This window comes from Cobetia sp. 1AS1, from assembly GCF_029846435.1.
GTDB lineage: Bacteria > Pseudomonadota > Gammaproteobacteria > Pseudomonadales > Halomonadaceae > Cobetia > Cobetia amphilecti.
This window is the reverse complement of sequence record NZ_JARWKU010000002.1, coordinates 343,343-357,686: the sequence shown is the minus strand read 5'-3', so window position 1 is coordinate 357,686 and position 14,344 is coordinate 343,343. Positions and strand designations below refer to the sequence as shown.

Genomic DNA, 14,344 nt, shown 5'->3' with positions numbered 1-14,344 from the left:
TCATGATGCGCGCATTCGGCACCGCTTCGGTGCCCGCCTTGCGAGGCTTCGCAATGTCCCGCCTGCGTATCGTGGTTGACCGTGTTTCTGACTGGCGCGCCTTCTATCCCAGTGATGATGTCATCAGCGCCCATGACTTTCTTTCCGAACTCTCAAGCGATGCGCCAGCCCAGCGCGCCGACGATGCGCCGCAGCCCGCCACCCACGTCATCAACCTGTGTGGCGGACTGGATTATCTGGGCATCGGCTATTACGTCTCGTTGCTGGCTCAAGCGCGCGGCCAGAAGGCGCTGCCGTCGGTGGAGACCCTCAATCAGCTGTCACGCAAGTCGCTGATCGACATGGAGCTGGGCGGCACCCGCGTGCTGCTCGAGGAGCTGACACGCAAGGGCGCCCTGCCCGCCCCGCAAGGCGTGACGCATGGGGCTGGCAAGCCACCACGCCTCGACCTGCTGCTGACCTTCGGCGAGAGCGCAGACCCGGCGCTTGCGCGTCTCGCACTCAAGCTGTTCGAACGTCTGCCCTGTCCGCTGCTGGAGGTGCGTCTTGAAGGCCGTGGCGATCATTGGGTGCTCAAGCGGGTGCGCCCACAATCCCTGAGCCACCTGGCAGCGGCGGATGAAGACCGCTTCGCCCAAGCGCTCAATCGCCATTCGCGCAAGGTGTGGCGCACGCCCAAGGCACGTCGCCATTACCGCTTCGATCTCGCCATGCTGGTCGACCCGGACGAGGCGCTGCCACCGTCCAACCGTACCGCGCTCAAGCATTTCATCCGCGAAGGACGGCGCCTGGGCATCGATGTCAGCCTGATCACCCGGCGCGATGAAGGCCGCCTGGCCGAGTTCGATGGCCTGTTCATCCGCGAGACGACCAGTCTGGATCACCACACCTATCGCATGGCCAAGCGTGCCGAGCACGAAGGGCTGGTGGTGATCGATGACAGCCAGTCGATCCTGCGCTGCACCAACAAGGTCTTCCTGCATGAGCTTCTCAAGGCACGCGGCCTGAGTGCCCCGCAGGGTCGCCTGATTCATCGGGGCGAACTGCGCCAGCTGGCCGAGCGCGGTCAGCACATGCGCTACCCGCTGGTGATGAAGGTGCCGGATGGTGCCTTCTCCCGCGGCATCGTCAAGATCGATGGCCCCGAGACACTGGTGCGCGAAGCTGAGCGGCTGTTCCATGATTCTGCCCTGCTGCTGTTGCAGGAGTGGCTGCCGACCGAGTTCGACTGGCGCATCGGCGTGCTCGACGGCAAGCTGCTGTTCGCCAGCCGTTACTACATGGCGCGTGGCCATTGGCAGATCTACGACCACAGCGGCGCGCGCACCCGCTCCGGCGGCTTCGCGACGGTCGACCCGAGCGAGGTGCCAGCGGCCGTGATCAAGGCGGCCCTGAAGGCGACGCGTCTGATCGGCGACGGCCTCTACGGCGTCGACTTGAAACAGCTGGAGGACCGCGTGGTGGTCATCGAGGTCAACGACAACCCGAATCTGGATGCCGGCGTCGAGGATGTGGTGCTGGGACGCGAGCTCTACCGGCGCGTGATGCAGGTATTTCTGGCCCGTATGCAGGCGCGCCGCCAGCCCGTGCTGGGCTGACACGCCTCGAGTCTGCAAGCCTGTAGCAAGCAGCGAGAAACCAGAAACTAGAAACTAGAGGCACTGAAACAACGGCGCCCACCCTCCATGAAGGAGCGTGGGCGCTGTCGTGTGTGCGGTGCTGTGCTCTTGGCTATGGCTCAGCCGCGGCTCATTGCTCGCCGAGCTGAGCCTCGATCTCATAGCCGGTGAACTTGCGCAGATTGATCACGCCGCTGTCGAGAATCAGATACTGGCCCTTGAGCCCTTCGAGCACGCCTTCCACCACTGGCGTCTTGTCGAAGTTGAACGAGGTGACCTTGGTCGGCGCGGTGCGCACCGGAAACTCGAAGGCCAGCGCCGTGGTGTCCAGCACCCGGATGGCGCCTTCACCGCAATGCGCCTGCAGCGCCGCCAGGCCTTCTGACATCTGGGCTAGCAAGGCATCCCGCTCGGCTTCCAGGTCCAGCTCTGCCACATCGCCCTTGAGCATCGCGCGCCAGTTGGTGCGGTCGTTCAGCGCCTGCTTGAACAGCACCTCGACCAGCCCCGACTGCAGGCGATTGGACACCTCGACGATGGGCAGCGCCTGGATGGCTCCCTGATCGAACCAGCGCGTCGGCATCTGGGTCTTGCGCGTGATGCCGACCTTGAGGCCGGAGGAATTGGCCAGATAGACGATGTGCGGCTGGAAGCAGTGCTCCTCACCCCACTGCGGATCACGGCAGGTGCCTTCGGCGTAGTGGCAGGTCTCCGGCTTCATGATGCAGCCATCGCACTGCGGCAGCTTGCGAAAGCACGGATAGCAATGCCCCTGCGCGAAGCTCTTCTTGGTCTTGCGACCGCAATGGCTGCAGTGGATCTGACCGGTGAAGCTCAATCGCACCTTGTGACCGATATAGGCATTCAGCGGCTGGGTGATCTCGCCCAGACGCAGGCCATAGTTGGCCGCCAGCGGCTCGCGCGTGACCGACGGCGCATCAAACGAGGTATCGATCGCAAGCGCCTCACCGGCGGGCACGATGGACATCTTGTGAAGGTTGCCACTCAGCGTGATGGGCGCCGCATCCTGAACCTTACCAGAGGTTTCATCCGCACTCAGGGCATCATCCAGCGTCAGTTGACCCACTTGATCTGCTCCGGCTCATCGCTTGCAGTGCTGTCGTCATCACGCGGCCCACAGGTGCCGTTGTCGATGAAGCCGACACGCGACTCGGCCGGCACGTTGTTGTGCGCTTCGTACTTGATGACGGCTTCCATGCACAGCTCGACCTGCTCCTGGGTCAGCACGCGGCCATCCGGCCATTTGCGCAGCTGCATGGACTGCTTGAGGCTCTCGTAGATGGTCGGCGTCATCTGCTCGACCATGCCGTCAAAGGACATGTTGCTCATCACATACTCTCCTGATACGGGTCCACGACTGCCGAAGGCGGACCATCGGAGTCACTGGGGATGGCCGCCATTCTAGCATTGTCGTTTCGCGCAGTGTCATTTCCAGAGGTGGCATCCCTTGGGCCGAAGCGCCAACGCTCAGGCCGCGCTGCGCCTGGGGAGCAGCCAGCCCAGCAGCAGACCGGTCAGCAGGCCGCCAAGATGCGCCTCGTTGGCGATGGCGCCCAGACCGATGGCGCTCGAGAGCGGTGTCATGCACAGCACCAGATAGATCAGCATGAAGATCATCAGCGAGCGCTGCATCTGATAGCCCAGCGCGGGGCGGCGGCGCGCGGCGATGAAGACATAGCCGATGACGGCGAAGTCGATCCCCGACAGCCCACCGAACAGCACGCTGCCGGTGGCGTATTGCGCCAGATTGGCCGCCACGCCGCTCAGCACCACGACCAGCGCGAAGCGCCAACCGCCATCGATGGCCTCGATCTGGCGCCCGAACACCCACAGCCACAGCAGGTTGAACACCAGGTGCAGTACCCCGAAGTGCATCAACGACGGCGACCAGAGCCGCCACCACTCCCCCGCCAGCGTCACGGACAGTGGCTCAGGCGCGATGTGCTGACTGCCGACAAGCTCGAAGGGCACGATGGCCAGCCACTCGAATACCGCCGCCTGACCCAGCGCATACTGGAACAGCACCGTGACGCAGCAGGCCAGACCGACCAGCCAGGTCAACGGCGTCTGGCGCATCAGGGCGATGACGGACTGAGAACTGGCGGTGCCACGCGTCGTGGCGCCCGCAGAGGCATCCCGCAACGGTTCACCGCGTGACTGGCGCTCGAGCATCGCGATGACGCGCGGCAGCTGCTCGGGGTCAGCCAGCCACAGCTCCTGGCCGCCCTCGTGGCTCTCGGCATCGTCGCCAGACACAGCCTCTGTCGGGCGAGCCTGGCTCAGGGTGATCTGGTGACCGATCTTCTCGGCCCACAGGGCTTCACGCAGGGGGCGGCTGTCGAAGGATTCGGGCAGCGTCAGAACCTTGAACATGCTATGCCTCTGAAGATGACACGCGACTGAACAGACTCAGTACACGTTGATAAACAAGGAGAAGTCAGACCAGCCTGTGAAAATCTACCACAGCGCCGCAGGCGTCTGGCTTTATGACAGACATAAAAAAAGCCCGGTGGGGGGCACCGGACTGAGCAAGGATCATTCAAGGGAACACTTACTCAGAGTGCGCAATCGAGCTTTGGTTCACTGACACGTGATTGTAAAAAACAATCGCCATTCGCCGCCAGCATCACTGACGCTATTGGGGCGTACCCATGACCAGTGCTATTGAGCAGTGCCAATGGCCAGTGCTACTGACTAGTGCTATTGACTGGCGCCATTGGAGAAAGACTGGTTCGACAGGGTGTCGCGGGACAGCTCTTCCGGCACGGGACGTCGGGAAGGCTCACGCGGTACCGGCACCCAGACGAAGTTGGTGGCATCCAGCGTGGCTTCGCCACTGAAGCGATACGCCACCAGGCGCCCGAACTTGACCGCACTGTAATCCAGGCAGGCAATGTTGGGGGCCGGCAGCGCCGGCAAGCCCTCGCACCAGTAGTGCCCGAGGAACAGCGGCGGCTGCTCTGGCCCGTAGTAAGGCAGATTGGCCAGCTCCTGCTCACTCAACCAGCGTGATTCCAGTTCACCAGGCAGGTTGTCGGGCTGGAAGACCACATCGCCGTAGGTGCGGGGCTCACGTGCCCAGAAGTGCGTGCGGAAGCTTCGGCGCGTGAAACCATCGCCGGAATGGATCTCGACCCCTTCCGGCAAGCGCAGGTTCGCGCCGCGCGTCATGCGGTCCAGCACGCGATAGGCGAAGCTGTCGTGCTCGATGGACTCATGCAGGAAATCTTCATCGATGCAGCCATCGGGGTAGCGCTCCAGGAAGGTACGCACCAGTGGCTCGTCCCAGCAGGCGTGCACCACGCGCAACCCGCTCTGGCCGGGGGCCAGCGGCGGCAGCTCCAGACACAGCGGCATGCGCATGAACCAGCGCAGCGCCTCGTCCCACTCATCGGGATGATGCTGATATTGGTCAAGCGTCTCGCGGATGATGCGGTTGTGACGTGAGGTATGCGAGCGCAGGAAATCACGATGCTCGCCGCCTGCACGCGGCCGTGAGCGCCGACAATACGCCAGGGCGTTGTATTCGTGATTGCCCATCACGATCAGCGCTTCGCCGGCATTGACCATGCTGCTGGCCAGCTGCACCGCCAGGCGGATGCGCGGACCACGATCGATGATATCGCCGAGAAAGATGACCTTGCGGGTCGGGTGGCGATAGACGCCATCGACGATGTGATAGCCGAGCGTCTCCAGCAACGTCGCCAGAGTGGCGCCGCAGCCGTGTACATCGCCGATAAGGTCATAGCCATCCTGTGGCGCCACGAATGCTTGCATGCTGTGAGCCTTGAGGTCATTCGCCGAGGCGATTGCTCCAACCGAGCTTGGTGCGACAGATCTCGAAATAGTTGTGCTCCAGCGGATGAATCAGCGTCAGACGCTCACTCTTGCGCCGGATCTTGAGCACATCCCCGGGCTTGGCCACCACCTGTGTCTGGCCATCGCAGCTGATATGCGGATAGGTCGAGTTGCTGGCACTGATATGCAGGATGATCTCGCTGGCCGCATCGATCACGATCGGACGGCTGGAAAGGGTATGCGGGAACATCGGCACCAGGGTGATCGCCTCGAGACGCGGATGCACGATGGGGCCGCCACCGGACAGCGCATAGGCGGTCGAGCCGGTCGGCGTGGCGACGATCAAGCCATCCGAGCGCTGGGAGTAGACGAACTGGCCATCGATGAACAGCTCGAACTCGATCATGCGCGCCGCCTTGCCGGGGTGCAGCACCACATCATTGAGGCCATCGGCCGCCCCGATGCGCTCGCCTTCGCGGTAAACCTCGGCCTCGAGCAGGAAGCGTTGCTCGCTGAGATAGTCACCGCCCAGCACCTCGGCCACCTTTTCCTCGAGCTCATCGGGGCGAATGTCGGTCAGAAAGCCGAGTCGCCCACGATTGACGCCGAGCACGGGCGTGCCGCTGCGGCACAGCGCGCGCGCGGCGCCCAGCAGGCTGCCATCGCCGCCGACCACGATCACCAGATCACACTGCTCGCCCATCTGACGGCGGCTGGCCACCTGCAGACCGTGGTCCAGCAGCAGCGTGGCAGTGCGTTCCTCGATCACCATGGCCAGGCCACGGGAATCCAGAAAGCGAATCAAGCGCTTGAGCGTATCCACCACCTGGGCACTGCCCAGTCGGCCAATCACGCCGATCGTATTGAATTGCTGCTTCATCACGCCTCCCAGGCTGTCATGCCGGCCATTATGCGGACTCACCGCGCGAGCAGCAATGCAGCCGCGCCGCGCTTTTCCCATCGGATGTGAGGTGACCGGCTGACGCCACGCTCAGACACGTTTGAAAACCGGCCACGAACATCCAAGGCGGGAAGCTGGACGTTACCTGACTATCCCCCCGCAATTGACGCACCGCCATCCCGATCGTCACGGGCGTTGATTCTTTCCCGAACAAAGGCCTCTATCATGCAACTTGCCATTCCTCGGCGGTGCACTTACCGTCAGCTGATCAATGGACCCCCTGCCAAAGGAGCCGGCCGCCCCATGCCAGCACAGAAGCCGTCAGTCAGTCCGCCAGACGCGGAAAGCTTTGACCACGCCAGTGCGATAGAAGCCTGTGCACGCGGAGACGAGGCCGCGTTCCGCAGCCTCTATGATCTTGAATCGGGCCGCATGCTGGCGCTCGCCATGCGCCTGTTGAACAGCCGCGACCAGGCGGAAGATGCCGTCCATGACGCCTTCATCAAGCTGTGGTCCAATGCGGGCCAGTACCGCCGAGAACTCGGCAATGGTCGCGCCTGGCTGTTTACCATCCTGCGCTATCGCGCTCTGGACCAGCTGCGCGCCCAGGGGCGGACGCCTCGCGGCGACAGCGATGCGCTCGACACGCTGGCCGATCTGCTCGCCAACCCGGAAACCGCGGCCGATGACAGCCAGACGGCCCATCAGTTGAGCGACTGCCTGGGTGAGCTGGAAGTGCCGCGACGCGAGCCCATTCTGCTGGCCTTCTTCAAGGGACTGACACACGAACAGATCGCCGAGAAGCTGAACGCACCGCTTGGCACCATCAAGGGACGCATCCGCGCCGGTCTCAAGCTACTGCAGGAGTGCCTGTCACGATGAATAGCCCCCTGATTCCCGAATCTCCCGAAGAACAGAACCTGCTGCTGGGTGAGCATGCCCTCGGGCTGCTGGACCCTGAGCGTGAGGCCGAAGTGCGCGCCTGGATCGAGCGCGATGACAATGCCGCACGCATGGCCCTGCGCTGGCAGCAACATTGGCTGAGCGTGAGTGATCGCCTGCCGCCGGAGCCCCCCTCCGACTCATTATGGAAGCGCATCGACGCCAACCTGGTGCGCCTCAAGCAGTCCTCCGCCACCCGCGATGACGCCGCTCGACATGACGCAGGTCAGGCAAGCACCTCTACCAAGGCGCCCTGGCTACTGCGCTGGCTCGGCGGTGGCCTCGGACTGGGTCTGGGGGCAGGTCTCGCCCTGGCGCTGGTCATGCAGATGGGGCCCTTCTCTCCCAGCGCGCCGCTGGAAGGCACATCACCGGAGATGGCTACCCAGGCGCCTGACGGCGACGCGCAACGCATGGTCGCTATCCTGCAGACACTGGAAGACCCGGGCACGCCGACCTGGGTGGCCAATGTCACGCCCAGCGGTGGCCTGCAGCTGACACCGAAGGTCTCCATCGAGCGCCCGACGGATCGCGCCATCGAACTGTGGACCCTGACCGACCCGCAAGAAGGGCCGCGCTCACTGGGGCTGGTCGACCCGATTGCGGGCATCGAACTCAGCGCCGAGCAGATCGGCAGCATGAGCCCGGGCCAGCTGCTGGAGATGACACTGGAGCCAGAAGGCGGTTCGCCGACCGGCAAACCGACGGGCAAGATTCTCGCCATCGGTCGCCTGGTGGACCTCAATCAGCGTGATAGCTGATAGCCCTCGAGGTAGCCCTCGGGCATGACGGCTGCCGATAGTGGCGCTTTCTGACGCTGTAGTTCACAGCAAGTCTCACGGGAAAGCGCCCTATCGGTCTGCTCAAGGCCTGCTCAAAAGAGGGAGTCCGTCGTCTAGCGTCAGTCAAACGCCAGACATGAAAAAGCCCCGCAATCGCGGGGCTTTTTCATGTCTGGCAGCGTCAGCTAGCTAGCTGGCAACAAAGCCAGTGCTCAGCTTTCAGTGCGCTCGAGCCAGGATTCGACGGTTTCCGCACCGTGCTCTTCCTTCCACTCTTTCAGCTGCTTGTGGTTGCCACCACGCGTCTCGATGACTTCACCGGTGTGCGGGTTCTTGTAGACCTTCAGCTTGCGCTTGCGACGCACGCCACCGGTCTTGCTTTCCGGTGCGGCAGCAGCCGGCGCCTGGGACGCTTTCGGATCCAGCAGGGTGATGACGTCACGAGTGGACTTGCCGTACTCGCCCATCAGTGCGTCCAGCTTGTCCTTGAATTCGAGTTCGTTCTTCAGACGGTCATCATTGCGCAGGCTTTCCAGCTGCTCTTGAAGTTTCTTGAGCTCTTGCTCTTTCTGCATGAAATCAGTCAACAGGGACATGAGTATCTCCAGGATGTCGGGACAGACAGTTGAGTCACGAAAACACGATGCTGAAAGAGGCTCGGCGATATTCATCTGCCGTACATGTTTAACAGCGCGTTTTCATAAAGACTTGTGCAGGACACTCGGGACAGTTAAGCGCCCACACCAGATCAAGGGCGATTATAGACCGAGTCAACTGCGAGGTGAAGTCTTAAATAACATGTTTCCAAAGTATGCAATCTTTCCGATCAATGCAATAGCCAGCAAAAAAACAGTACTCACTGCCCAGGCACTTCATTATCCCCTGTCACAACTGAAGACAGGCCTGCCAAAAGTGTCTCTGCAACAACACGAAGACGTCTTTACCACGACCTGATATCGGGCTTGAGGGCCCGCCATCACTGGACCTCCAATATTCACGGGATATGCACAATTCATGACAACAACCCACAAGGAAGTATTATGCAACCACTTTCCCGTTGGCGTGGCGGCGTCAGATTGCAGACTTTCGATGTAGGGCTGTCATTGCCTGCGCACCTCGAAAAGCATGCACATTAACGAACAACAGAAGTTCATACTAAAGCAGGTAGCGAACTAATAGTGGTGCAAAATGCAACACTTTCTCCAGAAAGCGTCACTTCAAAAACACCGTCAACCTGATAGAATGGTCAAAGTTGACAAAGATTGAGCCGTCATCAAGCCATTCCACTCTCCCGCCACTCGCAGAGACACTTCATGCCATTCTCCCAGATGCCGACCCGCGATACGGACTCACTTTCTCTCTGGCACCCTTATACCCAGATGCAGGACATGCCAGCGCCACTGGAGGTGGTCGGCGGCACGGGAGCCCGCATGACACTGGCGGGAGGTGAGACACTGCTGGATGCGACATGTTCCTGGTGGTGCATGATCCATGGCTACGGACACCCGCGTCTCGTCGCGGCCATTCAGCAGCAAGCGGCAGAACTCTGCCATGTGATGCTGGGCGGCATTCGCCATCGACCGGCCAAAGAGCTTGCCGATGCGCTGGTGCGCGTCACCCCCGAGGGCCTGAATCATGTCTTCTTCTCGGATAGCGGCTCGGTGGGCATGGAAGTCGCCATGAAGATGGCAGTGCAATATCAGCAACAGCGCAAAGACCGCGATGACACGCGGGGACGGACGCGCATGCTGTCATTGATGAAGGCCTATCACGGCGATACGGCGGGCTGCATGGCAGTGTGTGACCCCGAAGAAGGCATGCATTCCCTGTTCGCCGATTTCCTGCCCAGACATCACTTCGCACCGGCACCGACTGTCGGTTTCAGCGCCAGTCGTGACGAGGTAGCAGACGATATCAGCGCATTGCGCGCCTGTCTGGAAACACACCAGCATGAGATAGCGGCATTGTTGATGGAGCCTCTCTTGCAGGCGGCAGGTGGCCTCAACATGTACTCGCCCTACTATCTCGAGGCGGCGCGCGAGTTATGTGATGAGTTCGGAATCGTATTGATCTTCGATGAAGTCGCGACCGGTTTCGGTCGGACCGGCAAGATGTTTGCCTGTGAACACGCCAATGTCTCTCCCGACATCATGGTGCTCTCCAAGGGACTGACGGGGGGATATCTGGGACATGCCGCCACCCTGGCCCAGAGTCATATCTTCCATGCATTTGATGGCGAGGATGCCAATAGCGCCTTCATGCACGGCCCGACCTTCATGGGCAATCCGCTGGCCTGTCGGGTAGCACTGGAAAGTCTCGCGGTATTCGAGGAAGAGAATTATCTGGGCAAGATTGCCGGGCTCAATCAATTGTTGCGCGATACCCTGCTGGATTTCTCCCACCCCGCCATTCGCGATATACGCGTATTGGGTGCCACGGCGGTGATAGAAGTGCACGATGCCAGCAGTCTGGCAGGCGCTCAGGCCCATGCCCGTGAACTGGGTGTCTGGTTACGCCCCTTCGGTCGCTGGCTCTATACCATGCCGGCCTATATCACCTCGCCGCAGGACTTGCGCCAGATCACCCATGCGATGACCAGCTACTTCGAGACCCTGGAACACTGATTGCACTGATACACAACACGACTGCCCCTGGCGATGTTCATCAAAGGCGATTGCCATCAGAGACAAGCACCATCAGGGGCAGTCACTCTCGAGCGTCACCATTCTCGAAAGCTATCACCATCAGAGGCATTCACCCCCACAGGCGGGCTTCGAGTGCCTGATAATCCTCTGGCGAGAGCTGACCACCCTTGACCAGCTTCTTGAGGAAATGACGATAACGACGCGCGACCTTGCGCCGCGCCAGCCAGGCGACACTGGTCGCCAGCGGAATGAAGTCAGGATTCGAGATACCGTCGATCAGCCACAATCTGGGCGGCTGGTCGTCGCTGAACTGGACCACGATATTGCGATCATTGAGATCAGACGGAATCAACCAGCGTTTCTCGAGATAGCGATAGAGATTGGCCAGCTCGCTCACCAGCACCTCGGCGCTCAGGCGCTCGGGGGTCTCAAGATGCACCTCGCGCAGTCGACGTGACGTGGAGCCGTCACTGTCGAGAATCAGATCGAAGACCAGCCCGAGTCCCTCGGCGGTGGCGACACTGCCGTGGTAGGCAGGCACATAGGACCAGTCGCGCATGCCACGTCTGACCAGGCCCTCGAAATAGCGTTGCTCGCGTTCATTCTGGCGGCTGCCCTTGTCAGGGTAACGCGGGACCTTGATGCAGCGATGGGGGTCGTTCGGGTCCTGATAGACACGCCGATCATTTCCCATGCCGATGACGCGGGCATTTTCCAGCTCCAGCATGCGCACTCCTGTTGAATAACGCCTGCGACTGCAGCCGCCGGGCAGCGTGGCATTCTACAAAAAGCCGTCATGGCACGCCAACTTGTGCCATTTGGCAGCGCCCACGTTCATCGGCCATTCAGCTTGCGTTGCCCTTCTGGTAAGATAATGCGCCGTTTTTGACGGCATTCAGGAGGAAGCCGCAGGAACACTGCGACAGCAGGCATTCGTCACGAATGTACACGTCATGCGAGGCATTGCCCCGGGATCGGGTGGCCACGCACCCACAGTTCGCCCGCTCTGTCCGCAACACTCCCAAAGCTGGCACAACCCCACATAGAGGTACTCGCATGAATGCGGTAATTCTGGCCGTCCTGGTCATGGTCGGCCTGTCGTTGGCTCGCGTCTCGGTCGTCTTCGCGCTGGTCGCCGGCGCCCTGGTCGGCGGTCTGTTCAGCGGTCTGTCTCTGACCGACACGCTCGGCGCCTTCAATGACGGTGTCGGTGGCGGCGCCAAGGTCGCGCTGGCCTACGCCACCCTCGGTGCCTTCGCCGTCGCCCTGTCTCGCTCCGGTTTGCCGGACCTGCTCGCCGCACGCCTGATCGGCCTGCTCAATGGCGAAAGCACGCCGCGCCGCCAGACGGCCATCAAGTACGGCCTGCTGGGCAGCGTGACTCTGGTCGCGATTTCCTCCCAGAACCTGATTCCGGTCCACATCGCCTTCATCCCGATCCTGATTCCGCCGCTGCTGGTCGCCATGAACCGCCTGCGCCTGGATCGTCGTGCCGTGGCCTGTGCACTGACCTTCGGCCTGACCGCGCCCTACATGCTGCTGCCGGTCGGTTTCGGCTCCATCTTCCTCAACGACATCCTGCTGGCCAATATCAATGAGGCCGGCCAGTCGCTCGGTCTCGACGTGACCCGCGGCATGGTGCCGATGGCGATGGCGATTCCGGTCGGCGGCATGTTCCTCGGCCTGCTGACGGCGCTGCTCGTCTCCTACCGCAAGCCGCGTGACTACGCGACCCGCGAGATCAAGTCCAGCAACGTACCGCACCACACGCCCATGCACACGCCGTCCAAGAGCGGCCTGATCATGGCAGGCGTCGCCATCATCGCCGCCCTCGGCATTCAGCTGTATTCCGGCTCGATGATTCTCGGCGGCCTGGTCGGCTTCGCCATCCTCTCGCTGGGTGGCCTGTTCAAGTGGAACGAAGCGGATGACCTCTTCACGTCCGGCATGCGCATGATGGCGCTGATCGGCTTCATCATGATCTCGGCGGCAGGTTTCGCTTCCGTGATGAAGGCCACCGGCGATATCCAGACCCTGGTCGACGCCTCCTTCCACATCATCGGTGACAACAAGCCGCTGGCCGCGCTGGTCATGCTGATGGTCGGCCTGTTCATCACCCTCGGCATCGGCTCCAGCTTCTCGACCATTCCGATCATTGCCGCCATCTACGTACCGCTGGCGCTGCAATTCGGCTTCTCGCCGCTGGCTACCGTCGCGCTGATCGGCACCGCCGCCGCGCTGGGGGATGCCGGTTCACCGGCCTCTGACTCGACCCTCGGCCCGACGGCCGGCCTGAATGTCGATCAGCAGCACGACCACATCTGGGACAGCGTGGTGCCGACCTTCATCCACTACAACATCCCGTTGATCGTGTTCGGCTGGGTGGCCGCGATGACGCTGTAATCCGCTGAGCGACAGTCTCGCGCCCAAGCGAGATGCCAGACATGCCAACGCCCGACAGAGAGGACCTTCCTCCCTGTCGGGCGTTGTCGTTGCTGAGCCGGCTCAGGCGCAATGAATGGGCACAGCTACTGGACAGCCATCCAGTCTTTTAGCATGATGCGCGCATGCGCAAGATCCTCCACGCCGACTGCGATTGCTTCTATGCCGCCGTCGAGATGCTCCGCCATCCCGAGTGGCGCGAGGTGCCCATCGCCATCGGTGGCCGCACCGAGCAACGCGGTGTCATCGCCACCTGCAACTATCCCGCGCGTGCCTTCGGCGTACGCTCGGCGATGTCGACTGCCCGCGCGCTGCGCCTGTGTCCTCAGCTGATTCTGGTGCCACCGGACTTCGAGCGCTACCGCGCCGTCTCCGCCGAGATCCAGGCACTCTTCCATGAACTGACGCCCCTGGTGGAGCCCCTCTCGCTGGATGAGGCCTACCTGGATGTCAGCGCCGTGACTGACTTTCAGGGCAGCGCCACCTGGATGGCACGCTGGCTGAAGGAAGAGGCGCTCAAGCGCACCGGCATCACCCTCTCCCTTGGCGTGGCCGCCAACAAGTTTCTGGCCAAGATCGCCAGTGACTGGGAAAAGCCCGACGGCCTGACGGTGATCACGCCCGAGACCAGCGACGCTTTCATCCGCCAGCTGCCCGTCGGCAAGCTGCATGGGGTCGGCCCCGCGACGCTGGCGCGTCTGACACGCCTGGGCATCACCACCTGCGAGGACATGCGCACCACGCCGCTAACGACGCTGGCCGAGCACTTCGGCAAGTTCGGCACCCGCCTGCACGAACTGGCGCACGGCATCGATGAGCGACCGGTGCGTGTCGAGCGCGAGCGCAAGTCGATCAGTGTCGAGCACACCTTCGATCACGACCTGCCCGACCTGCCAGCCTGCCTCGAGCGCCTGCCCGCCCTGCTCGAACGCCTGACCAGCCGTCACGCCCGCCATGACCAGCCGGTGCTGGCCAAGCAGTTCGTCAAGATCCGCTTCAACAACTTCGAGAGCACCACGCTGGAAAGCCTGCTCCCCGCCTCGACCACCACGCTGCCGAGCGCCAACAGCTTCGCCCTGCTGATGGAGCAAGCCTGGCAACGCGGGCATCGCCCTGTCCGCCTGCTGGGCGTCGGCGTGCGCCTCAAGGCCCGCGAGGACGCCCAGCAGCTGGGATTGTTCTAGCGCCTTGCTC

13 protein-coding genes are annotated in these 14,344 nt (G+C 62.2%); 6 read left to right on the top strand and 7 right to left on the bottom strand.

Going from position 1 to position 14,344, the window contains the following annotated elements; genetic code table 11:
• The first annotated feature begins 2 nt into the window (after positions 1-2).
• Positions 3-1,598 (top strand): RimK family protein, encoded by a 1,596-nt coding sequence (locus QD280_RS05335; protein WP_347881953.1) that lies wholly within the window; start codon positions 3-5, stop codon positions 1,596-1,598.
• Positions 1,599-1,749: 151 nt separating this feature from the next.
• Here the strand turns inward: QD280_RS05335 and QD280_RS05330 are convergent, their stop codons facing one another.
• From QD280_RS05330 to QD280_RS05310, 5 genes are all read right to left on the bottom strand, one after another.
• Positions 1,750-2,706 (bottom strand): DUF2797 domain-containing protein, encoded by a 957-nt coding sequence (locus tag QD280_RS05330; protein WP_279838534.1) that lies wholly within the window; start codon positions 2,704-2,706, stop codon positions 1,750-1,752.
• Positions 2,694-2,969, bottom strand: a complete 276-nt coding sequence (locus tag QD280_RS05325) for a DUF1315 family protein (RefSeq protein WP_131432440.1) — start codon at positions 2,967-2,969, stop codon at positions 2,694-2,696. Before QD280_RS05325 ends, QD280_RS05330 begins: the two co-directional genes overlap by 13 nt.
• A 138-nt stretch (positions 2,970-3,107) precedes the next feature.
• Positions 3,108-4,013, bottom strand: coding sequence for a rhomboid family intramembrane serine protease (locus QD280_RS05320; protein ID WP_279838533.1), 906 nt, complete (start codon positions 4,011-4,013; stop codon positions 3,108-3,110).
• A 327-nt stretch (positions 4,014-4,340) separates the two neighbouring features.
• Positions 4,341-5,417, bottom strand: coding sequence for a metallophosphoesterase (locus QD280_RS05315; RefSeq protein WP_279832686.1), 1,077 nt, complete (start codon positions 5,415-5,417; stop codon positions 4,341-4,343).
• Between the two features lie 16 nt (positions 5,418-5,433).
• On the bottom strand, positions 5,434-6,318 hold the full coding sequence (locus tag QD280_RS05310) for an NAD(+) kinase (RefSeq protein WP_043334090.1): 885 nt from the start codon (positions 6,316-6,318) through the stop codon (positions 5,434-5,436).
• Between the two features lie 324 nt (positions 6,319-6,642).
• Here QD280_RS05310 and QD280_RS05305 point away from each other — a divergent pair, with 324 nt between their 5' ends.
• Positions 6,643-7,221, top strand: coding sequence for a sigma-70 family RNA polymerase sigma factor (locus QD280_RS05305; protein WP_225346982.1), 579 nt, complete (start codon positions 6,643-6,645; stop codon positions 7,219-7,221).
• Positions 7,218-8,042, top strand: a complete 825-nt coding sequence (locus QD280_RS05300; RefSeq protein ID WP_279838532.1) for an anti-sigma factor — start codon at positions 7,218-7,220, stop codon at positions 8,040-8,042. Before QD280_RS05305 ends, QD280_RS05300 begins: the two co-directional genes overlap by 4 nt.
• A gap of 233 nt (positions 8,043-8,275) precedes the next feature.
• Here the strand turns inward: QD280_RS05300 and QD280_RS05295 are convergent, their stop codons facing one another.
• Positions 8,276-8,659 carry a histone-like nucleoid-structuring protein, MvaT/MvaU family gene (locus QD280_RS05295; protein WP_043336770.1) on the bottom strand — a complete coding sequence of 128 codons (384 nt, stop codon included), beginning with the start codon at positions 8,657-8,659 and terminating at the stop codon, positions 8,276-8,278.
• Positions 8,660-9,376: 717 nt separating this feature from the next.
• Between QD280_RS05295 and bioA the strand changes: the two genes are divergently transcribed.
• A complete protein-coding gene (gene bioA / locus QD280_RS05290; protein WP_279838530.1) occupies positions 9,377-10,687 on the top strand; it encodes an adenosylmethionine--8-amino-7-oxononanoate transaminase in 1,311 nt (436 codons plus the stop codon).
• A 130-nt stretch (positions 10,688-10,817) separates the two neighbouring features.
• Here the strand turns inward: bioA and QD280_RS05285 are convergent, their stop codons facing one another.
• The gene (locus QD280_RS05285) at positions 10,818-11,435 is read right to left on the bottom strand and encodes a YrbL family protein (RefSeq protein WP_043336773.1); all 618 of its coding nucleotides are present in this window, start codon (positions 11,433-11,435) and stop codon (positions 10,818-10,820) included.
• Positions 11,436-11,764: 329 nt separating this feature from the next.
• Here QD280_RS05285 and QD280_RS05280 point away from each other — a divergent pair, with 329 nt between their 5' ends.
• Together QD280_RS05280 and dinB are read left to right on the top strand one after the other, a co-directional pair.
• Positions 11,765-13,111 (top strand): Na+/H+ antiporter family protein, encoded by a 1,347-nt coding sequence (locus QD280_RS05280; RefSeq protein WP_279838529.1) that lies wholly within the window; start codon positions 11,765-11,767, stop codon positions 13,109-13,111.
• A gap of 164 nt (positions 13,112-13,275) precedes the next feature.
• The gene (gene dinB, locus QD280_RS05275; protein WP_153636234.1) at positions 13,276-14,334 is read left to right on the top strand and encodes a DNA polymerase IV; all 1,059 of its coding nucleotides are present in this window, start codon (positions 13,276-13,278) and stop codon (positions 14,332-14,334) included.
• Positions 14,335-14,344: the final 10 nt, after the last annotated feature.

What these genes read in the sequence shown, in the direction of transcription:
- dinB (WP_153636234.1), top strand. Translation starts at nt 13,276, where the DNA reads ATGCGCAAGATCCTCCACGCCGACTGCGATTGCTTCTATGCCGCCGTC.
- QD280_RS05310 (WP_043334090.1), bottom strand. Translation starts at nt 6,318, where the DNA reads ATGAAGCAGCAATTCAATACGATCGGCGTGATTGGCCGACTGGGCAGT.
- QD280_RS05295 (WP_043336770.1), bottom strand. Translation starts at nt 8,659, where the DNA reads ATGTCCCTGTTGACTGATTTCATGCAGAAAGAGCAAGAGCTCAAGAAA.
- QD280_RS05320 (WP_279838533.1), bottom strand. Translation starts at nt 4,013, where the DNA reads ATGTTCAAGGTTCTGACGCTGCCCGAATCCTTCGACAGCCGCCCCCTG.
- bioA (WP_279838530.1), top strand. Translation starts at nt 9,377, where the DNA reads ATGCCATTCTCCCAGATGCCGACCCGCGATACGGACTCACTTTCTCTC.
- QD280_RS05280 (WP_279838529.1), top strand. Translation starts at nt 11,765, where the DNA reads ATGAATGCGGTAATTCTGGCCGTCCTGGTCATGGTCGGCCTGTCGTTG.
- QD280_RS05285 (WP_043336773.1), bottom strand. Translation starts at nt 11,435, where the DNA reads ATGCTGGAGCTGGAAAATGCCCGCGTCATCGGCATGGGAAATGATCGG.
- QD280_RS05305 (WP_225346982.1), top strand. Translation starts at nt 6,643, where the DNA reads ATGCCAGCACAGAAGCCGTCAGTCAGTCCGCCAGACGCGGAAAGCTTT.
- QD280_RS05335 (WP_347881953.1), top strand. Translation starts at nt 3, where the DNA reads ATGATGCGCGCATTCGGCACCGCTTCGGTGCCCGCCTTGCGAGGCTTC.
- QD280_RS05325 (WP_131432440.1), bottom strand. Translation starts at nt 2,969, where the DNA reads ATGAGCAACATGTCCTTTGACGGCATGGTCGAGCAGATGACGCCGACC.
- QD280_RS05300 (WP_279838532.1), top strand. Translation starts at nt 7,218, where the DNA reads ATGAATAGCCCCCTGATTCCCGAATCTCCCGAAGAACAGAACCTGCTG.
- QD280_RS05315 (WP_279832686.1), bottom strand. Translation starts at nt 5,417, where the DNA reads ATGCAAGCATTCGTGGCGCCACAGGATGGCTATGACCTTATCGGCGAT.